At 29.0% G+C, this 24,632-nt stretch carries 23 protein-coding genes; 12 read left to right on the top strand and 11 right to left on the bottom strand.

Annotated elements, in window-relative coordinates; genetic code table 11:
• Nucleotides 1-120 precede the first annotated feature (120 nt).
• Nucleotides 121-960: a pentapeptide repeat-containing protein gene (locus tag GM3709_RS00485; RefSeq protein WP_066115223.1), complete on the top strand. Its 840-nt coding sequence runs from the start codon at nt 121-123 to the stop codon at nt 958-960.
• Between the two features lie 25 nt (nt 961-985).
• Here the strand turns inward: GM3709_RS00485 and GM3709_RS00480 are convergent, their stop codons facing one another.
• The 3 genes from GM3709_RS00480 to GM3709_RS00470 all read right to left on the bottom strand — a co-directional run bounded on the left by GM3709_RS00480 (nt 986) and on the right by GM3709_RS00470 (nt 3,644).
• On the bottom strand, nt 986-1,723 hold the full coding sequence (locus GM3709_RS00480) for a class I SAM-dependent methyltransferase (RefSeq protein WP_066115220.1): 738 nt from the start codon (nt 1,721-1,723) through the stop codon (nt 986-988).
• A 111-nt stretch (nt 1,724-1,834) separates the two neighbouring features.
• The gene (locus GM3709_RS00475; protein ID WP_066115217.1) at nt 1,835-2,809 is read right to left on the bottom strand and encodes a folate-binding protein YgfZ; all 975 of its coding nucleotides are present in this window, start codon (nt 2,807-2,809) and stop codon (nt 1,835-1,837) included.
• Between the two features lie 73 nt (nt 2,810-2,882).
• A complete protein-coding gene (locus GM3709_RS00470; RefSeq protein ID WP_173645687.1) occupies nt 2,883-3,644 on the bottom strand; it encodes a sugar phosphate nucleotidyltransferase in 762 nt (253 codons plus the stop codon).
• Between the two features lie 133 nt (nt 3,645-3,777).
• Between GM3709_RS00470 and GM3709_RS00465 the strand changes: the two genes are divergently transcribed.
• Nucleotides 3,778-4,191, top strand: a complete 414-nt coding sequence (locus GM3709_RS00465; RefSeq protein WP_066115214.1) for a VOC family protein — start codon at nt 3,778-3,780, stop codon at nt 4,189-4,191.
• Nucleotides 4,192-4,230: 39 nt separating this feature from the next.
• On the opposite strand, the gene GM3709_RS00460 is transcribed toward GM3709_RS00465, so the two are convergent.
• The 3 genes from GM3709_RS00460 to GM3709_RS00450 all read right to left on the bottom strand — a co-directional run bounded on the left by GM3709_RS00460 (nt 4,231) and on the right by GM3709_RS00450 (nt 8,122).
• Nucleotides 4,231-5,235, bottom strand: coding sequence for a glycosyltransferase (locus tag GM3709_RS00460; RefSeq protein WP_066115211.1), 1,005 nt, complete (start codon nt 5,233-5,235; stop codon nt 4,231-4,233).
• Between the two features lie 157 nt (nt 5,236-5,392).
• Complete coding sequence (locus tag GM3709_RS00455) at nt 5,393-6,325, bottom strand: NAD(P)-dependent oxidoreductase (RefSeq protein ID WP_066115208.1); 933 nt, start codon at nt 6,323-6,325, stop codon at nt 5,393-5,395.
• A 291-nt stretch (nt 6,326-6,616) separates the two neighbouring features.
• Nucleotides 6,617-8,122, bottom strand: a complete 1,506-nt coding sequence (locus tag GM3709_RS00450; protein WP_066115206.1) for a helicase C-terminal domain-containing protein — start codon at nt 8,120-8,122, stop codon at nt 6,617-6,619.
• A gap of 131 nt (nt 8,123-8,253) precedes the next feature.
• Here GM3709_RS00450 and psb28 point away from each other — a divergent pair, with 131 nt between their 5' ends.
• The 3 genes from psb28 to GM3709_RS00435 all read left to right on the top strand — a co-directional run bounded on the left by psb28 (nt 8,254) and on the right by GM3709_RS00435 (nt 9,851).
• A complete protein-coding gene (gene psb28, locus GM3709_RS00445) occupies nt 8,254-8,589 on the top strand; it encodes a photosystem II reaction center protein Psb28 (RefSeq protein WP_066115203.1) in 336 nt (111 codons plus the stop codon).
• Nucleotides 8,590-8,817: 228 nt separating this feature from the next.
• Nucleotides 8,818-9,321 (top strand): molybdenum cofactor biosynthesis protein B, encoded by a 504-nt coding sequence (locus tag GM3709_RS00440; RefSeq protein ID WP_066115199.1) that lies wholly within the window; start codon nt 8,818-8,820, stop codon nt 9,319-9,321.
• Between the two features lie 5 nt (nt 9,322-9,326).
• Nucleotides 9,327-9,851, top strand: coding sequence for a hypothetical protein (locus GM3709_RS00435; protein WP_066115195.1), 525 nt, complete (start codon nt 9,327-9,329; stop codon nt 9,849-9,851).
• A 475-nt stretch (nt 9,852-10,326) separates the two neighbouring features.
• Here the strand turns inward: GM3709_RS00435 and cbiE are convergent, their stop codons facing one another.
• Nucleotides 10,327-11,571, bottom strand: a complete 1,245-nt coding sequence (gene cbiE / locus GM3709_RS00430; protein ID WP_082712911.1) for a precorrin-6y C5,15-methyltransferase (decarboxylating) subunit CbiE — start codon at nt 11,569-11,571, stop codon at nt 10,327-10,329.
• A gap of 580 nt (nt 11,572-12,151) precedes the next feature.
• On the opposite strand from cbiE, the gene GM3709_RS00425 reads away from it, so the two are divergent.
• The 3 genes from GM3709_RS00425 to GM3709_RS00415 all read left to right on the top strand — a co-directional run bounded on the left by GM3709_RS00425 (nt 12,152) and on the right by GM3709_RS00415 (nt 16,294).
• Entirely contained in the window at nt 12,152-14,314 is a 2,163-nt protein-coding gene (locus tag GM3709_RS00425; protein WP_066115189.1) for a tetratricopeptide repeat protein, read from the top strand.
• Between the two features lie 186 nt (nt 14,315-14,500).
• Nucleotides 14,501-15,448 carry an undecaprenyl-diphosphate phosphatase gene (locus GM3709_RS00420; protein ID WP_066115185.1) on the top strand — a complete coding sequence of 316 codons (948 nt, stop codon included), beginning with the start codon at nt 14,501-14,503 and terminating at the stop codon, nt 15,446-15,448.
• 108 nt (nt 15,449-15,556) lie between these two features.
• On the top strand, nt 15,557-16,294 hold the full coding sequence (locus tag GM3709_RS00415) for a phycocyanobilin:ferredoxin oxidoreductase (RefSeq protein WP_066115182.1): 738 nt from the start codon (nt 15,557-15,559) through the stop codon (nt 16,292-16,294).
• 245 nt (nt 16,295-16,539) lie between these two features.
• On the opposite strand, the gene GM3709_RS00410 is transcribed toward GM3709_RS00415, so the two are convergent.
• Nucleotides 16,540-17,526 carry a hypothetical protein gene (locus GM3709_RS00410; RefSeq protein ID WP_066115180.1) on the bottom strand — a complete coding sequence of 329 codons (987 nt, stop codon included), beginning with the start codon at nt 17,524-17,526 and terminating at the stop codon, nt 16,540-16,542.
• An 82-nt stretch (nt 17,527-17,608) separates the two neighbouring features.
• On the opposite strand from GM3709_RS00410, the gene GM3709_RS00405 reads away from it, so the two are divergent.
• Nucleotides 17,609-18,001: a hypothetical protein gene (locus GM3709_RS00405; protein WP_144439382.1), complete on the top strand. Its 393-nt coding sequence runs from the start codon at nt 17,609-17,611 to the stop codon at nt 17,999-18,001.
• A gap of 110 nt (nt 18,002-18,111) precedes the next feature.
• The gene (locus tag GM3709_RS00400) at nt 18,112-18,723 is read left to right on the top strand and encodes a hypothetical protein (RefSeq protein WP_066115175.1); all 612 of its coding nucleotides are present in this window, start codon (nt 18,112-18,114) and stop codon (nt 18,721-18,723) included.
• A 247-nt stretch (nt 18,724-18,970) separates the two neighbouring features.
• Here the strand turns inward: GM3709_RS00400 and GM3709_RS00395 are convergent, their stop codons facing one another.
• A complete protein-coding gene (locus GM3709_RS00395; RefSeq protein WP_066115172.1) occupies nt 18,971-21,670 on the bottom strand; it encodes an efflux RND transporter permease subunit in 2,700 nt (899 codons plus the stop codon).
• A gap of 338 nt (nt 21,671-22,008) precedes the next feature.
• On the opposite strand from GM3709_RS00395, the gene GM3709_RS00390 reads away from it, so the two are divergent.
• Nucleotides 22,009-22,722: a DUF1997 domain-containing protein gene (locus tag GM3709_RS00390; protein ID WP_066115169.1), complete on the top strand. Its 714-nt coding sequence runs from the start codon at nt 22,009-22,011 to the stop codon at nt 22,720-22,722.
• Between the two features lie 224 nt (nt 22,723-22,946).
• On the opposite strand, the gene GM3709_RS00385 is transcribed toward GM3709_RS00390, so the two are convergent.
• Nucleotides 22,947-23,657 carry a hypothetical protein gene (locus GM3709_RS00385; protein WP_066115167.1) on the bottom strand — a complete coding sequence of 237 codons (711 nt, stop codon included), beginning with the start codon at nt 23,655-23,657 and terminating at the stop codon, nt 22,947-22,949.
• 64 nt (nt 23,658-23,721) lie between these two features.
• Between GM3709_RS00385 and GM3709_RS00380 the strand changes: the two genes are divergently transcribed.
• A complete protein-coding gene (locus tag GM3709_RS00380; RefSeq protein WP_066115166.1) occupies nt 23,722-24,156 on the top strand; it encodes a peroxiredoxin in 435 nt (144 codons plus the stop codon).
• 59 nt (nt 24,157-24,215) lie between these two features.
• Here the strand turns inward: GM3709_RS00380 and GM3709_RS00375 are convergent, their stop codons facing one another.
• Nucleotides 24,216-24,623, bottom strand: a complete 408-nt coding sequence (locus GM3709_RS00375) for a hypothetical protein (RefSeq protein ID WP_066115163.1) — start codon at nt 24,621-24,623, stop codon at nt 24,216-24,218.
• Between the last annotated feature and the right edge of the window lie 9 nt (nt 24,624-24,632).

Genomic DNA, 24,632 nt, shown 5'->3' with positions numbered 1-24,632 from the left:
GTATATAAGTATTCTCTTATCTCAGAGAATCTCTTTTAATAAAATATCTGATCAGCAAGTTATTATTTTAATGGATAATTGACTGTTGAAAGTTGATAGTTTATTATTAATTGCGATTATATGCCAGAGGAAAATAAACCTTCGGAGTCTTTTTTACTGAGATTACTCAAAGGTTTTCAAAAAACGTTGTCTTCTTTTATTAATGCGATCGCTGAAACCATTACATCTTCGGTTCATATTCCAGAGATTGCCATTGGCCCGATCGTCGGAGCTTTAATTAGTGCTACGACAACTCTTATTATTGGATTCCTAACAATATCTAACATATTCAGTGAGCAATTTCTGTATCGACCGTTACAAATACAAGATAATAATGCCAATTACACCCTTGAATTAGAACGTTATCGTCAGACAATTTTAACAGATTATTTAACTCAAATAACTCAGTTAACTCTCGATAATCCTTTGTGGAAATTACAGCAAAATCCTTATTTATTAAGAGCTATGACTCAGACAGTTTTAGATGAAATTGATGGAGAAAGAAAGCGTTATATTATTATGTTTTTACAAGACACAAATTTACTAACTTTTAATAATCAGATTACTTCTCCACCTTTACTACAAAATGCTAATTTAACCGAAGCAAAATTAAATAATTTGGATCTTTCTCATGCTAACTTTTCCGGGGCAGATTTAACAAAGGCAAACTTGAGTCAAGCTAATTTACATAAAGCTAATTTTTCTGATACAAAACTAACAAATGCCTCTTTAACTAATGCTGATTTAAGAGGAACTATTTTTACCAATATAGACTTAACCACAATTAACTTGACTAATGCTTGTTATGATCAATTTACTATATTTAATTCTGATTTCGATCGAGCTAAAGCAAAAATGCGTTTAATTTCTAGTTTTGATAATTGTATATTTATTCCCATAGAAAAAGAAATCAAAAAATAATCATAATTTAGTATTTGACAAAATTTTAATTTATTTTATTAGGGAAATTTTTAAAATACAATTCCGTAGAAAAAGTGTTCATAATTAAATCTCTGGTTTGGATAAAAGATAGAGTATTCATACCGCTTAATTCTTTTATAATTTTTTGATAATTTTCTATTAAAACAGTAGAATGAGGATTAAGATTAGTGATAACTCCTAAACCGGTAGGAGAAGAGTCTAAAACAGTTATGTTTAAATCAGAACGATATTTTTTTAAACCTATCATTAAACGCCAAACATCCCCAGTCCAAGCACTTGTCACCATGCCTCTACTCGCCTCAGAAAAACAACGAGGTAAAATATCATGAATCAAAATATAACTGTTTGTATGGGCATATTTTTCTATGTTAATAAAGTCTCTTAAGGCAAATTCAAATAAGTGCATTCCGTCAATAAAAGCTAAGTCTATTTTGTCAATTTGGAAGAGATTTTTAGCATCTTCTTGAAAAAATAAATCACTGGTTTTGCCATAGATTAAATATTTATTATTATCGTGTATTTTTGGATCAGGATCAATCCCTATTGCTTTACAATTTGCTAATCTCAAAGAATCTCCATAATTAACTCCTATTTCTACATAAGTTTTTGGATTGAAAAATTGATGAAATTTAGTTAATACCTCTAAATAATGATTACCTTGTACTGGTAGATAATTAGGTATATCTATTTCTTGATGAATAAAATCTAAATACTTATGTAAATCTGATATTAAAATTTCCATTTGTTTTTGTTAAAATACAGTTAATTAATATTAAAACTTTTTATATCAATTTGAGAAATAGTTTAAATTTAGGTCAGTTTTTATGAATTAGATTTACCTCTAATTTTGAGATTAGGGTTGGTAATATTCATGATGAATAAAAGGGACTTTAACTACTTCTCCTGTTGCTTCTCCCACATTCACTTTTAAGCCAATATCACCAGCTTTTGTACGGATATAACCAAGGGCAAAATTTTCTGATTCTGTCTCTAAATAACTGGTAATTTTACCGACTTTTTCTCCTTCTATCATGATAATATTATCTTTTTCAAGGTTGATCGATCGATCCAATTTTATACCCCAAAGTTTTTGTTTCACACCTTTATAGGTATTTAAACGAGCGATGGTTTCTTGGCCAATATAACAACCTTTATTAAAAGAAATTGCATCCCATAAACCACTTTCAAGAGGATTATATTCCTCTGTTAATTCTTGATTAGGAGTTGGTCTTCCCTGTAAAATGCGTAGAGTATCATAGTCTTTTATTTCCATTAAGATAGGATTTTTTGCCGTTAATTTTTGCCAAATCTTTTCTGCATTTTTTTCAGGAATAATTAAATTAAATCCAGTCAATTTTAAGTTACAACCAATAGTTATGGTTAATTCAATATCATCAATAGTAATATTTTTATGGCTAAATTCTTTGGCATTCAAAAAATTATTATCAACCCATTCTGACAACAAATCTAAACTTTTTTTACCAATTAAACTAAATATTTTATATTGGGTAGTGACATCTTTTATTACTACTTTATCAAAAGGAAAAATATAACGATCGAGCCAATCATATAATTTTTTATTTTGTCCAGGAGATACTAATAATAAAACTTCATTTTCTTTAATATAAGCACTAACTAAATCAATATTTCTACCCGTAGAATTGACAAAAACAGTATCACAACCTTCCCCTACTTTTAGACTTTGTATATTATTTGTGCTTTGATTATGTAAAAACCTAAGTCGATCATCTCCAGTAACACAAAGTAAACCATGATTAGAACGATCGATTAAAGCCACAGAATTGTTAATAATATTTAGATCAATCATATTGTTGAATAATTTTAAATAAATAAATCCGAAAGTTTTATGTTATCAAATAAGAGCTTTTTGCAAAAATTAATTAATTTGTAATTTCTAATTCTTCATTAAAAATAGTCCGATTATCAAGAATAAAATTTTCAGCTTGGGCTAATGTTTCTGGTGTGCCAATATCTAAAAAAGGTGCTTCGGTAATATGTACTTTAATTTTACACCCTTGATTAAGTAATTGAGGAAAAACATCATATTCAAAACTAAGGGGTTTTTGGGTAGAAAATTTATTAAGAGTAGAGTGTTTAAATAAATAAACTCCCGCATTAATAACACTTTTGCCTTGTTGTTTTTCAGCAAAACTAATTAAATTATAATCTCGATCGTATTTTAGTGAGCCATAACGAGAAGCATCAGATAAAGATAATCCTAAAATAACTCCTTCAACATCATCGTTTTCTAAATAATTAAATAAGGGTTTTAAGTCAGTAAAAATAAGAGAATCACCATTAGTGATTAACCATGAAAAAGGTTGTTTATTTGATAAATTAACCGCATTAATAAATCCTCCTGCTGTGCCTAAAGGTTGATTTTCCTGATAACAGTTAATGATAATATTATCAATATTATTTTTGTTAAAATAACTCTCTATTATTTCTCCTAAATAACCAGTAGAAAGAATAAAATTATTAATACTTTGTTGTCGTAAATATTTAATAACCCATTCGATAAAAGGTTTATTTGCTACCGTTGCCATTGGTTTGGGAATATTAGGTAATAAATGTTTAACTCTAGTACCAAAACCTCCTGCAAGAATAACAGCGATCGAATTTTTTATTTGATAATTTATCATAGGATAATTAATTATAATTAATAAAACTATAGTTATAGTTATTAATAAAACTATGGTACTTTTTTAAAATTTTAATATATTATTTAATTATAATATCAGATTTTAATACGAATTCTAAATTAAAGTAAAATTTATGACAGATTTAGGTTTAACTCATATCGCTTTAGAAGTTACTGACATTGAAAAAAGTGTTGAATTTTATAAAAAGTATGCACAAATGATAGTTGTACATCGAAGAAAAGATGAGACAATTAATAGTGATGTTGCATGGATAAGCGATTTAACTCGTCCTTTTGTAATTGTTTTAATTAAAATGCCGAAAATTGTGGGAAAACTTATGCCCCAATCTCACTTAGGAGTAGCTGTTAATAGTAAAGAAAAAGTTGACGAAATATGCCTTCTAGCATCAACAGAAGGAATTTTACTCTCAGGACCAAATGATTGGGAATCTCCTGTAGGATATTGGGCTTACATACAAGATCCGGATGGACATACTTTAGAAATATCTTTTGGTCAAAAAATTCATTTCACCTTAGAAAACTTTTGATTATCACTCTTTTAAAAATTACTATTTATACTATCAAATTTAAAAAAATGATTTTAATTTATTGATTATTTTATTTATTGAAAAAGGTTTATTTTGAATAATAGCTGGAATATTAGCAGGATAAGATTGTTGATGATCAAAAAATAGATTTATTTCCTTAAATATATGCTCAAAACGTTTTTTTATTAAAGGTAAACGATAATTATTAATTATATCCAAATTAGAAGAATTTAGTTGCCAATTTTCCACAGCAGATAAGATTCTTTGGACATCATATTCTTTAGAATAAACCCGTAATTTATGACAATTGAAACTAGGATCTAAATAATCTGATAAAGCATCATTAATACTAGAAAAAATAGTACAACCACAAGCCATTGCTTCCAAAGGAGGCAACCCGAAACCCTCACTAGCTTTTGCTTGTATCCAGTATTCCGTAGAATCATAAAGATACACTTTTGTCTGATTAAAAATAGTCGCTAAATCGTCAATCCAATAGTCAATGAGAGTTAAATTACAGTGAGGATTTAAAGCTGGGACAAGTTCTTCAATCAAATATTTAGAGGATTTGCGTTTCTGTACCAATACATCAATACTGCGATCGTCCAGCGCCACTTCGTGATCAAGATGTTGATTATGATATTTGTTAGAAATCTCGTTAGGTAGAGAAAAAATAAGATTATTAGGCGCAAATCGGCCCCAATAGGCTTGAGAATGTTTACTAACAGTTATTATTGGCACTTTTACGGGAATTTTGAACTTATAGCCTGTACTGTGAGCAAAATAAACTACATTTTTATTTTTAAGTTTTGTTAAGAGTTGTGGAATATCAGGCCCCCAATGAATAATATAAATATTGTTATCCTCACGAATATTTTTAATTAAGTCATCTAAGAACAAAACATCCTTTTCTTTTTTCTTATAAGTGACAGGTTGAGCATTCAAAAGAGATTGGGCGATGGACATGAATTTAAGTTGGGCAATATGACCACCACTATTAATATTCATTTCGGGAAAGAGAAAATAGAGATTACGTTGTGTCATTGTGAAATAAAAGATGAGAGGAGGAAGACCAGTGATAAAGTGCTTAAATAAAACGGGAGTTAAAAATTAGGGATTTTCATTATCAATTCTTAATTCTCAATTTTGCATTCTATCACTACCTTCATCAGTCAATTTTATGGAAAGTACGAGTTAAGAGTTAAATGTTAGAGTAAATGGAGTTACGGAAGATTGTGTAACCTTTAACTAACTCTTTTATTCCTCTAGCTAATGTCCAGTCGGGGGTAAACCCAGTACTCAAAATTCTGGCATTAGAGACAATATAATCTCTTTTATCGGGATCTTCGCCTATAGGTGCTTCAATATAATAAAAATTAGGGATTTGTTTCTGAATTTCGGCACATAACTCTAATTTTGAGAGGTTAGCATCTTCTAACCCGACGTTATAGGGTTTGCCTTTCATGGTTTCAAAGTTATCTAAACCGTGTAAAAATACTTTTACTACGTCTCGGATATGGATATAATTGCGCTTAAAATTTCCTTCAAATACTACCACAGTTCGATCGGTAACAGCACGATACACAAAGTCATTGACGAGTAAATCAACTCTCATACGGGGAGACATTCCAAAAACTGTCGCCAAACGAAAACTAATGCTATTTTCTCTTTCTAAGATAGCTTTTTCTGCTTCTACCTTTGTAACACCATAAGCAGAAATCGGACGTAATGGACTTTCTTCGGTACAGAATTTACCTTTTTCCCCAATGCCATAACCGCTATTGGTAATGGGTACTAAAAATCTTTGCTCTTTACTAGCTAAACGGCATAACATTTGGATAGCATCTCGGTTAGTTGTCTCTGTGGCAATTTTATCTCTATTGCATAAAGGTGCGCCCACTAAAGCGGCTAAAGGAATAATAACATCTGCCTCTTTAATTAGGTCTTTCATTAAACTTTCGTCTCGACAATCTCCTCTTACCACATTAAAAGTATCATATTGACAACATTCAGCGAGGCTATTTTGACGAAACATGAAATTATCTACGATCGTAACTTCATGACCTTTACTTAGTAATATAGGAGTTAATACTGAACCAATATAACCAGCACCACCGGTGATTAAAATTTTCATAGTTTAGAATATCAAGTTTCAATATTTATTGATGTTTGCCGTATTTAATCATAACCTGAGTGAACCATAAAATTGACTGATGAGGATAGGAAATAGAGTTACCACATAGAAGATAGTAGGAGAAATTAACTTAAACTATTCTTAAATTTATTTATTTGATTTCTATTAATATACTTTAGATTCCAGACTCTTTTTTTTGTTTTAGTTGTGAATCTTTATCATTATTTTTTAACCCTTTAATACAAAAAATATTGTATTTTTTTCTAATAAATAAGATTAACTATTAATTATTTACTGCCAATACAAATCAACATAATTAATTTTTGCATAAGGCTCTAACGATCGTAAAATATTAACACCATAACTACGATAATTAACTCGATTATCTAATAATGCTATTACTCCTTGATTTTTTCTAATAGACATAGTTGATTGTTGTAAAATTTTAATCGCTAAGGGTAAAAGATAAAGACGAAACCAATCTTTTTTCTGATTTTTATAATGAGCAACTTGAGCGCCAATAAGAGGATTTTCTAAGGATGGAATTGGTAAAGTTGCAAAAATTAATAGTATTGGTGTTAACAATTCAGATTGATAATTTAACCAAAATTTTATATCACAAACAAGAATACTATTTTCACCTATATTTAAGGAATTTAGTTGTACTCTTGAACCAAAATAAGCGGCTAAATTAGAGGTAATTTGTGCCTGTAATGGTACATCATCAATAATTATAATAATAGGATGATGATTAATTTTGAGACTACTTACTAAAGCTAAAATTTCTTGAGTAACTCGATTTTGAAATTCTGGGTTATTAGGAAAAGGAAAATTATGAGGAAAATAGAGATTAAGATTTTGACTTTCTCCATCAGGAGAAAACTTTAAACAAGTAAAGTTATCTACATTTAATCCTAAACATTCTCCATAATTAATCGGATATTTTTGAGACTCTAAATAATTGGATAACAAAATTAAAGGTACATTTTTCCATATATGATTTATCGAAAATCTTAATTCTAAAGGGGAAGAATTGATCGTAAAAGTACCTTGCGATCGATTAACGGTAAAATAGTTAATATATTTTTTATTTTCTGATAAGGCTTTTTGAAAATGTATAAATTTTGCTAAAACTTTTTGATGATTTTTTTCATTCTCAACTAAATTACATAATTGTCTAAGAATTATTGTTTCTTCTTCCTCTAATAAGTAACTATTGTATGGGTTGATAGGATGAGTATAAATTAATTTGGTTAACTTAGCTAAATTTTCCCTAATAAAATTTTGATGATGAGGAAAAAATAGCCCTAAATTATACCAATCTTGAGAAGTAATTTCTTGACTTAAATATTTGGTGATAATATCTGGTAAATTTTCTGCTTCTTCAATGATAGTAACAATATCATTATCTAATAAATGATTAATTATTAAGTCTAACCAATCATGATGATTTATTACATATAAAGTCGAGTTATTAATTAAATCTTGTTTATAGTTAGTCGCAATAATTTTATGAGTATTTAACCATTGTTGTAAACGGGGTATTTTTTCCTTAACTAATTGTTGTTGAATTTCTTTTTCTGCCACGATAATAACTGAAGAAGAAGACAATAATGCAGGAGTTAAATAACTAGGATAATATTGCTGATAGTTTACTCCAGTTTGAATGATTGTCGATCTTTTTAATCTTAAACCACGAGCTACCATCCTCGCCATTGTTAAATGATGTAACCAATTGCAATCTGGCTTTTGACGCAAAAAATTTCTTAACTCGGAATGTACTTCGACTTCTAGCATTACTAATTGGTTATAGGATGAAGTGATAAGGATTTTTTTATCTAATTCTCAAAATTTAACTTTCATTACCCACTGTTATGAGAAGATAGATCAAGTTATAGTTTAATAAAAAATCATAGGAAATATCATCAATGGCTCAAATTGAATTTGCTAGAGGCATAATAGAAGAATCTATCCCTGATGTTAAGTTAACCCGTTCTCGTGACGGTAGCAACGGCACTGCAACATTTCGTTTTGAAGGTTCAAAAGTACTGCAAAGTGGTAATACTCAAGAAATTACGGGAATGTATTTAGTTGATGAAGAAGGAGAGTTGGTCACTCGTGAGGTAAAATGTAAATTTATTAATGGTGAACCTAAAGCGATCGAAGCAATTTATCTGATAAAATCTCCTCAAGAATGGGATAGATTTATGCGTTTTATGGAACGTTATGCTCAAGAAAATGATTTAGGCTTCACCAAATCCTGATCAAGAATTAGGAATTAGGAATTAAGAATAAATTAATTATGTTTAATTAGCTATTAGCTATTAGCAATTAGTTATCAGCTATTGTGAAGTTCAATTTCTTATCAGCATTAGTAATTGATTACTTATTCTTTAATGGAAAAAGGCTAAAAGCTAACAACTAATCCCTTTAATTGAAAGCATCTAAAATTCTCACAAATGATTTAGGAATGCTATATCTAAAATCTTTTTATGACTATTCCTCATCAAAATTTTAATATAAAAAGTGTCAATTGTGCTGTTATTACCGTTAGTGATACTAGGACTTTTGATACTGATATTAGCGGTAAAATTATTCAAGAAATGTTAATTAATGCTAGTCATAAAATTATTCATTATGAAATTATCAAAGATGAACCTCAAGATCTAAAATGTTTGTTAGTAAATTTAGCATCTAAAGAACAATTAAACTGCATTATTTTTTCTGGAGGTACGGGTATATCGTTAAGGGATAATACTTATGATATAGTTAGTCAAATGTTAGAAAAAACTTTATCAGGTTTTGGGGAGATATTTCGCTATTTAAGTTATCAGGAAATAGGTTCTCGATCGATAGCATCAAGAGCAACAGCAGGGTTATATAATGGTAAAATAGTATTTTCTTTACCCGGCTCTGAAAATGCTGTTAGACTAGGTTTAGAAAAGCTCATTATACCCGAATTAATTCATTTAGTTGATCAGATAAGTAAAGGTTAGTTTCTATGGCTAATAGTGAGAATAATGATTTAGAATCTATAAAAGTCGATCGTCAAAAATTAATAAAATTTCAGGAATGGTGTGCTAAAAATGAGATTAACTATTTAGTTATTATTGATAAGCTTATCGATTTCTGTTTAGCAAATAATCAAGTTATTATTCAAAGTCTAATTAGTAATAAAGATAACATTAGCTGGGAAGAAAAAATAAATTTAATTATCAATAAATCTCTAAAACCTTTAATGGTTAGAATTGAAAAATTAGAATCCAAATTAATGGAAAAAAATCATAATTTTCAAAATAACGATACATTAATATCTTCTCCATCATTATCAGATTTACCTGAAAAAAATTTTAGTAAAAGAGTTTATCTATCTCGTCAAGAAGTATGGCAAATACTTAAAAAAACTGATTATATAAAATACTCTGGTTATGATAGTTTTTTAAAAGTTAAAGGAGATCAACTTGTTCAATATGGTATATTTTTTGAAGAACGTAAAAAGAGATTTTATATAGTTAATGATGATTAAATCGGGCTCTCCTACAGTAGTTATGACAAATTAATAGAAAATAATTAATATAAACTTTGATAGCTATAGCTTTGACTCTTTTAAAAATGCAATTATTATAAATTAACAGTTTGAATTTAACCTAATACCTGCTACCTGATACCTGACACCTTTTTTTAGACATAATTTATCATATTCAAAGTAGAAGAGCCTTAAATCGTCATAATTATCGCAAATTTTTTAATGAAGATGTGTCTAATTAAAGTCTGATGAATAAATCAGAAAGCTATAAAAATTAATGGTTAATACACTAACAAAAAAGTGTGCCGTTTGAGCAATTTTTAGTTAAAAACTTAACACTTTTGATACTATTCTTTCTATAATACTTTTGTGCAATTATTGTTAATACGAAAATTGAGTTGTTGATTTATAAGTATTTCTCCTATCTTCTAATTCCTATCTCCTACCCTCACCAAAAAACTTTTTCAAGCTTTGCCTAATTAGGATTTGCGCTAATAACATTAACTGGGTTTAGAGGATTAAAACGAGTGTTTTTTCCGATGGCTAAAGATTTAGATATTTGTAAATTAATAATTTCATAATTCCAAGAGTTTTTCTTAAACCATTCTATTGCTTCGTTTAAATTTTCGATCGTCGCTATGGCAATAACAATTTTTCCGTCTGGATTAATTTTTCCGTTGATTATATCTAATAAAGATGTCAAATTACCACCACTTCCACCTATAAAAATACGATGAGGTTTCGGTAAATCTTGAATAACTTTTTCTGCTTTGTTATGAATTATTTGAACATTTTTAATCTTAAATTTTCGACAATTTTCTGTTATTAAGTTGATACCAATAGCAGTTTTTTCAATAGCATAAATTTGACTATTATTTACCAGTCTAGCTATTTCAATAGAAACACTACCAGTACCAGCCCCAATATCCCAAATTATTTGTTCTGGTTGTAAAGCTAATACTCCTAATATAATTAACCTTACTTCTTTTTTTGTCATTAATCCTGGTTGATCTGGAAAAGTTTTAAAAACATTATCAGGTAATCCCATAATGGGTAATTTATCTAATTCTAAAAATTCTCGATCGAGCTCATTTTTTTTGAGTAAAATAACTATATTTAAGGGAGATATTAATTCTAGTTTTATATCTTTTTCTTTTTCTATAAGAGTTATTTTTTCTTCTTTACTACCTAAGTTTTCACATAACCAAAAATAATATTTTACTCCTGCTTTTAACTGTTGATAAAGTTGCCAAATTATTAAAGGATTGTTAGTTTCATCTGTCAATATCCCCATTTTTTCATAACTTTTTTTAAATCCTTGAATTAATAAATCAATATTTCTACCATGAAGACTAATAAATTGAGCATCTTGCCAAGGTATTTTTAGTCGATTAAAACCCAACTGGATACAACTATGATGAGGGTAAAACTCTAATTCTTTAAGTAAAAAATTATTAACTAAAATTCTCCCAATACCAAAAAATAAAGGATCTCCAGATGCTAAAATTACTATATTTTCTTCTTGTTTTTGATACTCTTTAATTTTATCAATTATATTTTCTAAATTATTAATTTTTACCTTGATTGCCGGATGATTATCAAAATACTTTAAATGACGATCACCACCTATTAAAACAGTGGCTTGATTAACAATATTTAAAGCAGAATTATTTAAACTATTAATTCCTTCTAAACCAATTCCAACAACTTTAATAATCATAATTGATATTTTATTTATAAAAATTTATTTTATAGTAAACAGTATTATAGAATAAAATTACACTATCAAATAAACTATTAATTTATGAATAAAATTAATAAAAGTAATTATTTTTTCTAAAATATGTTAGGCTTATTTCAAGCAATAATAATTTTACTCAAGATATTTTACAAGAAGATTATTAAGACAATATCTTCCCAATTGATAATTTATAATTGATCCATTCAAGGTTTAAAGCCTCACCTTTTTAAGAGGAAAAAGATCATAAAAAGTTGACCTTTTCTAATTCAATCATCTTCCCTTTTAGCCAGAGTTAACCATCAATTGTACATTGTCTATTGTTGAATATAATTTGTTTCAATTAAGATTGAGACACCTTTTTAATTTTGTTTAAGATTCAACACTTTAGCAACAAGCCAGACAAAATTTCCTATTGTTTCATTATTATTTAAAATAACTATACCAATTCCCGTTTTGGTGAGGTACAAAGATTATCGTTGAAAGGCAAAAGGCAAGAGGCAATAAAAAAATGTACCTCATAATTATAAAAAACGCTATATAAATCTTATAGATTAAGAAGATGACTGAAATTGAACAAAAAATAAATACTGCTATTAAAGGCTTAACTAGGAGAATAAATTTAAAAATTGAACATATTTTGATGATTGAAAATGCTTTAGGTAATCCTGAAGTCGATAATCAAATCTGGGAAAAATATCTTAATGGTAATAATACTCAAATGGCTTTAGAAAAAAATATTTATACTTCAGAAATGATTAAATTACTCACTTTGAGAGCAATCATTTTACCAAAAATGTTATCGAGCTTTTTGAGATGGATGTTAAAAAAACAAAATAAAAATAAAGAACATTTTCAAATATCTTTAGATTTTCAATATTTTTTTTATAACAATTTATCTTCTCAAACACCATTACTAAAACAAAAAATTATACAAGGAATTGTTTATATTTTTCCTAATTTAATAGATCAACCAGATGTTTTAGACGGCGTGATTTGGCTTTTAAAATCCAATAGAAATCCTGTTAATAAACAAAATAACAATATCAATTGGTCATTAATTTATTTCATCGGATTATGGGAAAGTTTTTATAAAGATGATATTCAATATTTTATCAATAATGCTCTAATTGGACAATATATTTCAAATGATCAAATAAGAAAATTAATTAAAGAGGATCACGACTGGCAAACTATCCAAAAAGACATTAAACAATTATGGAACAAAAATCATATTTCTTTAATGCCTCAATACCTAGTATTTGCTAAATTATTTTATCATCTTAATAATTATTATTTATCAGCTTTTTTTTATCAAGTTAGCCAAGGAAATGTTCCTTCCCAAATTTTTAATGCAATACCAATTCATGCTGATATAAAGTTAATTAAATCTAACATAATTCGTCTTTATGGTATTCAAATCTATAAACAACCATTACTATTATTTCGTAATGTTAATACAAAAAATTTATTGCTTATTATTTTTATCATATTCGCTATATTGTTGATATCTCCTTTAACAATTTCTTCAGAAAGATTATACAAAAGAGGTTTAAATTATGCTCAAAATCAACAGTTTGATCAAGCGATCGAGTTTTATAATAAAGCCATAGAAAAAGGGTTAATATCAGAAGATATTTTATATCAAAGAGCCTTAGCTTATCAAAGAAAAAAAGATTATAATAGAGCGATCGAAGACTATCGTAAAGTAATTAATATTAATAATAAAAATTATAATGCTTACTTAAATAGAGGAAATATTTATCAAAAAATAAAAGAATATGACAAAGCAATTTATGACTATAATCAAGCCATAAAAATTAATCATAAATTTATAAAAGCCTATATTAATCGAGCAAGTATTTATCGTATTTTAAATCAAAATTATAATGCTATTGATGATTATACAACTATTATTAATATTGATAATCAATTTTTAGATGCTTATAAAAAAAGAGGAGATATTTATTTAAAAATTAATCAATATAATCAAGCAATTTTTGATTATACCATAGCAATTAAATTAGGAGATTATGACGTTCATAATTATAAAAATCGAGGTAATGCTCATTATAAACTAAAACAATATAAAAAAGCCATTGATGATTATACAAAAGTGATCGAAAATAACAAAAATTTATCAGATATTTATTTTAAAAGAGCTTATAGTTATGCACAATTAGGAAATCATAAAAAATCGATCGAGGATTATAAACAAGTGGTTCTATTAGAACCCAACAATAATTTAGCTTATAATAATAGGGGTATTTCTTATCAAAAATTGGGAAAATATCAAGAAGCATTGAAAGACTTTGATACAGCTATTAATCTTAATAATCAACATCCATATGCTTACGAAAATAGAGGAGATTTATATTACTATAATTTAACTCAATATAATAAAGCAATTTATGATTATACCCAAGCTATTCGAGTTAACAATAAAAATAAATCTGCCTATAATAGTCGTGGTAATGTTTATCATAGTTTAGGTCAAATTCAAAAAGCAATTTATGATTATACCCAAGCTATTAAAATTGATAACAACTATGCACAACCCTATTATAATAGAGCTTCTACCCATTTAAAAAACAACAATAAATCTCAAGCTTTAAATGACTTTAATCGGGCAGCCCAATTATATCAAAAACAAGGAAAAAAGGAATGGTATCAATTAAGTATTGAAAAAATTGAATCATTAAAAAATATTTTGGAAAATGAATAATATAGCAATCCTAAATGATTTGTAAACAATCAAAGGTTATCAAAAATCAGCGTGAATCCTTGTTAGCAATGACAAATGACAAAATATTTACATTTTTAGCCTCACTATTAAAGAAATTTTACCTCAAAAAGTCAAGACGATCGGCTATAATCTAAAACTCGTTGCTGTAATTTATCAGTCAAATGAATGTCTAAATCAAATCATCATCTTTTTAACACCATTTCAGGAGTTTCGGGCGGAATATTATTCGTTTTCTTGGCACATTCCGTGGTTTTATCCCAACAAGTTAACCCTTCAACCGTCAATAATTTTTCTCAAGTCAATACCTTTCAAGCCTTTATTTTAGGAATGATTCAAGGATTAACAGAATTTATCCCCATTAGTAGCACTGCTCATTTAAAAGTGATACCCTTAGCTTTAGGATGGAATGATCCGGGAGTCTCTTTTACTGCTATTATTCAATTAGGAAGTATTGTTGCTGTTTTATGGTACTTCCGTCGAGATTTAATCGATTTGACTACTGGTATTCTAAATGCAATCAAAAAGAAAGATTATCAAGCGCAAGATTTTAAGATTGGTTTAGGTATCTTTATTGGCACAATTCCTATCGTTGTTTCGGGATTAGCCTTAAAAATTCTTGTACCAGATTTAGATAACGCTGGATTTCGTAGTGTGAAAACTATTGCTCTTGCTTCGATCGTGATGGCGATACTATTAGGTATAGCAGAAAAAATAAGTGATCATAAACGGAATTTTGACCAACTATCGACAAAAGACGGTATTTTAATGGGATTAGCCGAAGCATTAGCTTTAATACCCGGTGTTTCTCGCTCAGGCTCAACTATTACTGCGGGATTATTTATGAATTTAGAGAGGGCAACTGCGGCTCGTTTCTCCTTCTTACTCGGTATTCCTGCCATTACTTTAGCAGGTTTAGTCGAATTAAAAGATGTATTCGATCGAACTTTGACATTTGATTATCTAATTCCCTTAACCATTGGCTTAATATCCTCATGGATTTTTTCTTATCTCTCCATTGCATGGTTAATTCGCTTCCTACAGAAACAAAACACTTGGGTTTTCGTTTGGTATCGTCTAATTTTTGGTATTGTCATTTTTCTCACAATGAAATAAATTTTTATATCTTATTTGGCTTTTTGCAAAAGATTTATCTTACATTTATCTTAACAAGCAGAAAGATTCTGTTATAACTAAAAATTAACTTTAATTAAACAAATTTTTATGGTAATTTCTTCCTCCGACTTAAAAAGTAGATTACATCCCCTGATAAATCAATTAGCGGATGCCATTATTACCACTTGGCAAGAAAATCTTACCCTATTTCCTTATCAATTACCCGAAGGCTTAGGATATGTAGAAGGAAAATTACAAGGTGAAAAACTAATAATTCAAAACTCTTGTTATCAAAGTAAGCAGTTTCGTAAAATGCACTTAGAATTAGCCAAAGTTGGCAATAATTTGGATATTCTTCACTGCGTTATGTTTCCCTATCCCCAGTATCCCCTTGCCATGTTTGGTTGTGATATTGTCGCTGGAAAAGTAGGAATAAGCGCTGCCATTGTGGATTTATCCCCAACTAATGCAGATAAAACCCTATCTCCAGATTATCAACTACTACTATCAAATTTAGAAAACCCAACTTTTCAGGATAAACGAGATTTACCCACTTGGGGAGATATTTTTTCGCCTTTTTGCTTATTCATACGTCCCTCCAATGCTGAAGAAGAAGTATTATTTTTAAAAAGAGTAAAAGACTTTTTAACAATTCATTGTCAATTAGCTATAAAATCTAGTGAGCTTTCTGAAACTGAAAAATTGGTATATTTAGAAGGACAAAAAAATTACTGTATTCAACAACAACAAAACGATAAAACTCGGCGAGTTTTAGAAAAGGCTTTTGGAATAGAATGGGCAGAAAATTATATGAATTCTGTTTTATTTGATATACCCTCATCTTAAATATAATGTTTCCCAAAACTTATCAATTTATATAGCAATCCTATATGAATCGTGAGAAATAATTATGTTTAATTAGGAATTAGCAATTAGTTATCAGCTATTGTGAAGTTAAATTTCTGCCCAACATTAGTAATTGATTACTTATTCTTTAATGGAAAAAAGGCAAAAAGCTAATCGCTTTAATTAGATTTTTTCTTACAACTCAAATAATACTGCTCTAAAAATTATAAATTAATTAACCTTAATTAATTTTTCATATTTCTATTAGTTAGAATAAATTCATTACCAATAACTGCATTTCTAGCTAATAATTTACCAGTGTTATCTATTATATTGAATTTATAAAAGTCAAGATTTTTCCCTTTATTAAATATGTCACTAACTAAATTATTCTGTTCATTATAACTGAGTTTATACCAATCATCAGTGACAGTAATGAGGAGAATATTTTGACTTAAATTAGCCTCCAATCTTAAAATTAATTTTTTCCCATATTTATTAGTTATTTCATCTATTTGATCTTTGATATTTTTTAGTAAATATTGCTCTGGAGTTAAAGGTAGCTTTGATATTTCGGAAAAAGAATCATTAGATAAATCCTCAAGATTTTCTTGTGTTTTATTTTCATTTATTTTTTCTTCTTTATTATCTATATCATCAACACTATTAATATTGTCATTTGTCTTAATATCTTGATCTTTTTGTTGAATAATACTAATTTTATCATCCTTAAGAATATCTATATCTTCTGACTTTGTTGGTATATTTTCTATTTTTTCTAGGGAATTAGAATTATTCTGAATATTATTTTCAGGTAAAACTTTATTGATGTTAGGTTGATATAACCAAGTAAAAGTATTAAAAAATAAACTAATTATTAAACTAATTAATAAAAATAAGTTGATGTTAAAATTTGTTTTCTTTTTTCGTTTAATGTCTCTTTCTTTATTGATATTATTTAAAGTATTTTCTTCTTGTAATTCAGATAAAAATTGTTCTTCATTATTTGATTCATCAATTTCTTTATTGTCATAATTTTTTAATCGCAAATAATCTACTAAAGCATTACTAGATTCAACTAAGTTATTTACTATAGTTAAATTAGGTAAGTCTTTAATATTATTACTATTGATAATATCGATCGCTTTTTGAAGTTGAATAATAGTTCTTTTTAACGATTTTTTGAGTTCGATCGAAAAATTTGGGTTAATATTTTCTGAGGTATTATCCATAAACTAAAAAATAAAATATATCAATCCTTAAGATAAATAGGCAAAAAAAATGTCAGGGATAAAAAGAAAATTAATTATATATATGTCAATCCTATTGCTGTGTGTAGCTTGTGGAAGAGAGAAGCCTCCCTTAGAGTTTGCACCGAGTCCTAGTATAATTGAAAAAGCCCTTATATTTAAACTGGAATATCAACAAGAATCTTTAAGTAGGCAGTTAAGATTAAAAAAGCCAAATTTTATCATTAAGAAAATTAATGTCACCAAAATTGAGCCAACTATTGTTTTTAATTTACCAACATATCATTTAGAAGGGACATATAAAGTAAAAATAAAACAAAATACTTTAAAAAATGTATTAATAGATAACACTTTTAACCTTGATTTACAAAGACAATCGAGGGGAAAGACGTGGAGAATATTATTAAAATTGGAAGGTAAAAAACCTTTAGAATATCTTAGCTATTTAATTCATTAATCTGTATTTTACTTTACATTTATTATCTTTTCATCACGCTATGATCAATACCAACGAGTAAGTCAATCATCAACAAAAGTCCTCTAAACCACTTTATAAATAATCAAATCATGAAACTACTTCTTTTAAAAGATTTAGTAGAGCAAGGAATTTCTCCTACTGAAGTGCAACAGTCATTGACTCTAACCTGCTTTACTAAGACTTTTCGTCGTCAATCAGATTTACCCAAAAAGTTTAAGGAAAAAGCCGTAAACTTATGTAAAGAAATGAATCAATTGGGAAAAGAAACATTTATTTTAGAGACAAATTACTCATATACTGTATGGGTAGAAGAACAAGGAATTAAAGAGAAGAAAAAATCTCAAGATTCATCATCTCAAGCCAATCAGAATTTATCTGTATCCTCATCTGTGGAAAATAATACAGAATTAGAGGTTTATACATTGCCTATAGAAGAAAAAGTGATCGATAGTAAACAAACATTTACTATGACAGAATATAATCTTTTTGATATTGCTTCTTCCAACAATTTTGAGAGAAATAGGAGACAAAATCAGGAAGAAAAACAAATGTCTTCTGCTTCTAAAGAAATAACAGATGAAGTAAAAACCTATAGGGGAGTAGTGTTAAATCAATCGGTAAAAACACAACCCGTAATTGAAGAAACATCTCCTTTAAAACAAAAAGTAAAACCGAGAACTTATCGTGGTATAACTTATTAGACTTTGTGAAAAAGTTAGGGTATAAAATGTGAAGTATCCTATTTCCTTTTATATTGGATAATAAGCTACTTTGCCGATTGAATTCACCAGTGAGGGAAACCAACAACTAATCAAAAAACAAATTTATCAGATTTTTTGCAAAAGTCTAGGCTATGGGGAAATAGCCAATGACAGCAATTAAAATCATTGGTTTTCCCTTACAATTTAGATTTGATTTACCAAAGAGTTTTTCTATTTCTATTAATCATCAATTCCTTTTTATTATTTTTAACCAGAAATCTTCGATAAAGGTATAAAATACGGGGACAATTATTAAACTTAAAAGAGTAGAAGTTATTAAACCACCAATAATTGCTACAGCCATTGGTTGTCTTAATTCTGCACCAACTCCCCATCCCAAGGCAATAGGTAACATTCCCAATATAGTAGAAAATGTTGTCATTAAAATTGGCCGTAACCTTGTCATGCCTGTTAAAATTATGGCATCTTGTCTTGCCATCCCTTTTTTGCGTTGTTGTTTGGCATAGTCGATTAAGAGTAAGGCGTTTTTATCAAGTAACCCTAGTAAGAAAATTACTCCTATGAGGGAAATCATGCCAAAGTCGCTTTGAGTAATAAGTAAGGCTACCATTGCACCTACAATAGATAAAGGTAGGGTAAAAGCGACAACTAAAGGCTCTAATAAGCTACCAAATAACACACCAAGTAAAGATAGCATAAACACGATCGAAAGAATAAAAATAATCGTAAACTGTTTTAAAACTACCTCCATTCTTCCATAGTCTCCCCCCAAAAAGATATTGACATCAAAGGGTAGTAGAGGTTGGATTTGATTAACCACTTCTTGAGTTAAATCTCCCAATACAAAACCTTCGGCGATATTTGCAGAAAAAGTGATCGATCGAACTCCGTTAAAATGTTCTATGGTGAGAATATTATCGGTATTTTCAGGAAGGGGAGGAGATACAGTTAAATCCGTTAACCCCGATAAATTATTTAAAGAAGACTTAACTTTAGTCGCAGAATCGAAAAGAGAGGTTAGATTTTCTCCTTGTAAAGCAAAAGAGAAAGGTTTATCATCTCCCGTATCAACAAATTTTATATCTTCAACGCTGACACTTACTCCTTTAATAACAGGTAAATTTTCTCTTATTTTATTTTGTACTTGTGCAGTGCTGAATTTTCTATTCTTTCTTAATTTGACATAGATTTTACCTCGATTTGGTTGCCCACGAAAACCAACAATATTAAAAGTAGATTCCACTTCGGGGATTTGTAAAACCGAGGCTTCGATTTCATCTCCAACACGACGACTTCTTCTTAAAAGAAAGCCATTGGGATTTTGTTTAATTTCTCCTAGCCAACCAAAACTAGAGTTATCATTAACCGAAGTGTCTTTTCCGGCATTTTGATTAAGATTCCAACTTGCAGGAATTTTTGGTAACTCGCTAGTATAAATAACATTAAATTCTCCTCTGTCTAATTGAGGTATGAAACCTTGGGGAATAAAGGGTATTAAGATGATACCGAGAATAAAACTAACTAAAGCGATTACTAAAACAATTTTACGATGAGATAATGACCATATCAATAAATTACGATACTTTTGTAAAACTCGATCGATGAATAATTGATAATAAACACTAAATCTTCCTTTCCTTTTATCTTCTTCTCTTCCTGTATCCTCTTCTTTTTCTTTTCTCAACCATAACATCGCCAAAACAGGAGAAAGAGTGCGCGCTACCAATAAAGAAATTATCACTGCGGCGGATACCGTTAATCCGAAAGGTTTAAAAAATTGTCCAAGATTTCCAGTTGTTAAAGCAATAGGAAGAAATACTGCCACGATACTTAAAGTTGATGCGGTTACTGTTAAACCGATTTCGTCAGTGCCTTTAATTGCCGCTTCTTTAGGATTATCACCTTCTTCAATATGACGCATAATATTTTCCACATCGACGATGGCATCATCTACCACAATACCAATTACTAAGGCTAAGGCTAATAAAGTGATGGTTTCTAAGTTAAAATTTCCGATAGCCATGACAATAAATGTACCAAATAAAGATATAGGAATAGCCAAGGCAGTAATAAAAGTAGCTTTAAAGTTTGCCAGAAAAGGAAATATAATCAATACCGCTAAAATAATAGCTAATATTAAAGTATCGATCGTGGATTGAGTTGCTTCTTGGATATAAGTGGCTTCCGTTTGAGCAATATTCGCTTTAATATCCATATCTGCTAAGGAGGGAAGAAGTTTTGTCATTGTGGTTTCCACTGCTTTGACTACCTCTAAGGTATTGCCGTCTCCTCGTTTGACAATTTGGATACCTAAGCCTTCTTTACCATTAAAACGAATTAATGACGGGGATATATCTTTATTTACAGGGGATTCCAATCCTAAAACATTAACTTTGAGAATACCATCAAGAGATTCTAAGGGCGGAATAATTTTTGTTTTTACCACTTCTGCGATGTCTTCAATCGTTTTTGTCTCGCTAGTCAAGACATAACTAATGGCAGATGATTCATTTAAGTTATAAGGGATTATCTCCAGTTTGCTGTATGTTGGTAACTTAACAGTTTTAATGGCTTTTTCAATAGTTTTTTGGGCGTTATCAAGGGTATCTCCAGCAAAAAAAAGAGAAGTAATGACAGTTTCGTTAGGAAAAGTTGAAGATGCTACACTTTCGATCGAATCAAGAGTAATTATAGAGTTCTCGATCGGACTTGTCAAATTCGTTTCTGTTTCTACCACAGTTTCAAAATTACCCGAAGCGCGAATAATAATAACAGGGAAAGTGACATCAGGAAATAAAGTATATTTAAGAGAAGAAAAAGCTAATAACCCTGCAACACTAACTGCTATCCAAAAATTAATCGTTAACCAAGGATGATGAATCGCAAATCGAGAAATATTAAACCGTTGACGAAAAGAAAGACTCATGGATAATTACAAGTTGAGAATGAGGAATGAGGAATTATTGAACTAATCGTTAGTTAATTCCTAATTAAGATATATTAATGAATAAAAGAGATATTTGGTTTTTCAATTATCGCAGACATGAAGAAAAAATCGATAAGGTAATTACTGCCTCCATAAAAAGTATGGTTTATCCATTGAAAAACTGCTATAAATTCAGAAATTTAATCTTTTTGATGACAGGAGAATCTCCTTGACGAGATATTTTTTGATTTATTGATTGATCAACTCAATCTACCTTTAGAATAAAATTATTGTTGAATAACTGTAAAGGGTAAACCTCAAACTCTAAATCATTTTTTATGACAGATTCAAATATTCCCTCCAAAGAAGAAACGTTAAGGAATAACCCTATCACGGAATCAGAATTAGAAATATCTTCTCAAGATCCAGTGGTTTTTCAAACTCACTTTGGTGGTATCATGGAAATGTATAGTGACCTTGATACGGTGGCGAATTATCTTAATGATCATCAAGGATGGTTTGTTCGTTGTGCAATGCCAATGAAAGCAGAACCTTTTGGAGAAAATGGCTATACTTTAATTATTGGTTGTTATGGTGCTTTTGGTTACAATGTTGAACCGCAAATGACGGTAATATTAGAACCTCCTCAAGCTAACTTTTATTATATGTATTCTGTACCTAATCCAGAATTTAGTCACGAAGGTTATGAAGTAGATTATCATTCTAAAATGTATATAGAATCTATTCCCTTTCCTTCTGCTAGTAAAGGTATCATTGAAGTTTATAATAAACAGAAACAACAAACTCCCTCTGAAATTACCAAAGTTAACTGGCAGTTAAATTTACAAGTTAAAGTCAGATTTCCTCGTTTTATCTATAAATTACCTCTGTCTCTTCTTCAGGATACGGGCGATCGACTTTTAAGTCAAATTGTTAAACAAGTTTCTCCCCGTCTCAGTTATAAAGTACAAAAAGATTTCCATTCTCGTTTTAATTTACCTATCCCCCCTAAAACTTCTCGAACTTGTCATCAGATCGCAAATAATGATTAGTGTATGATAGGGGTTGCTGAAAAAAAAAGTATTTTGATGAGAGAAGGTATTAGGTTGTAGGTGTTAGGTTTTAGGTTAAATAATAAAAAAATGAAGTTTCAAGGCTTTATAATACATGTGTAAACAATGTGATTCTTCAGAAAATAAGGTCAAAATTGGGTACTTTTTTGTTAATGTATTATTTATTAAATCTTCATTAATTCTAAATTCTAAATTCAGAATTTCTAGGTTAAAATTTGTTCATTAATAATCTGGTTAAAAACTTTAATATTATTTTGATAATTAGTTACGATCGAAATCAAATAATTAATTTTTTCGATATTTCCTTTTTGAGCTAAGTTATAGCTAAATATTCCCCTAAATAAGAGCCCATTTTTAAATTTTTGTTTATTTTTATTATTAATTTTTAGGTCATTTATTTGAATAATTAAGTTACTTTTAATTAGATTATAACACAAATTTATTTGTGCTTTGATAAGTTTATGTCCTAAAACATTCCATTGATTAGAGTTTTTTAATAAAGTTTCTTGGATAAATTTAGCTCCATTTTCAGAGTTGCCGGGTAAAGAAATAAAACGTCTTAAACTTAATTGTAACTTTTGCCAATTATAATTAATAAATTTGATCAGAAAATTTTTAACAACTTCTGATAGATATTGAATATTTTGATTTATTTTAGAGAAGAAAGAAATTTTATGAATCTCAATATTGATGGTTATTCCTTTGTCAAAAATAAGTTGTAATAAATTGGGTTTTTTTAAGATAGGTTTACTTAATTGCCAATCGAAGGGAATTGTTTTTGTTTCTTTTAATTTCTCTAGGTTAAATTGACAGGGGTGTATTTGTGGACAAAAAAGTGTCACCATCATATCTTGATAATCAGAAATCTTTAAGGGCTGTTGAGGTTCAAAGTTTTTTGGTAAAGGTATTTTCATCTTTCTTTAAGTATTGTAAAGTTGAGTGAGGAAAGCATTTTATTTAATTGTAGGAAATTTATATATGGCACTCACCGTTGGTACTAAAGCACCGGTATTCACCACAACAAATGATCAAGGTAACACAGTCTCTTTATCAGATTTTGTCGGTAAAGTAGTAATTTTATATTTTTATCCCAAAGATGATACTCCAGGTTGTACAAAAGAAGCTCAAAGTTTCCGTGACAACTATCAAGAATATCAGGATAAGGACATAGTCGTTTTGGGAGTTAGTAATGATGATGAGGCTTCCCATACAATGTTTAAAGAAAAATATGGTTTACCCTTTCAACTTTTAGCTGATACCGATCGAAGTATTACTAAAGCCTACGATGTTGATGGTGGCGGTTACCCTAAACGAGTTACTTATATCATCAATGGGGAAGGAGTTATCACTCATGTTGACGCTAATGTTAATACTTCTACCCATGCTCAAGATATTTTAGCTTCCATCTCATAATTTTCCTATAAAAAGTTACATCTAAACTTCCGTCCTAAAAGGACGGCCTCATTATACAACTAACAATAGCGTACAGATTGTTCTAACGGTCTAGGTTCACCTGTTTGGGCATCGGTATTATGACAAGCAAACATCATTTTGGGAGAGATTTTATTAAATTCTATACGATCGCTGTTTTTTCTGAGTATATAACCCCGTAACTCTTTAATCGGTAAATTTGTATATTGATCTATTTCATCGGTAAAAGAACGTAAAATAATTGATGCTTGAGTTTGAACTCCTCGCATTAAACGTAACATAAACTTTTCTTTGATACCTTTTTGATAACCATAATTGACTTGATTGTTTTTGCGAATTAAGTCAACCACAAATACTTCCCCATCACTGTCGAGAAAAGTGACGATCGCCGTAGAGTTACAATGAGATTCGAGTTCGAGGAGTAGAGACGATAAGCTATTTTGGATCATAATAGAAAT

Source organism: Geminocystis sp. NIES-3709, from assembly GCF_001548115.1.
Taxonomy (GTDB): Bacteria; Cyanobacteriota; Cyanobacteriia; order Cyanobacteriales; family Cyanobacteriaceae; genus Geminocystis.
This window is presented reverse-complemented; position numbering and strand designations above follow the sequence as displayed.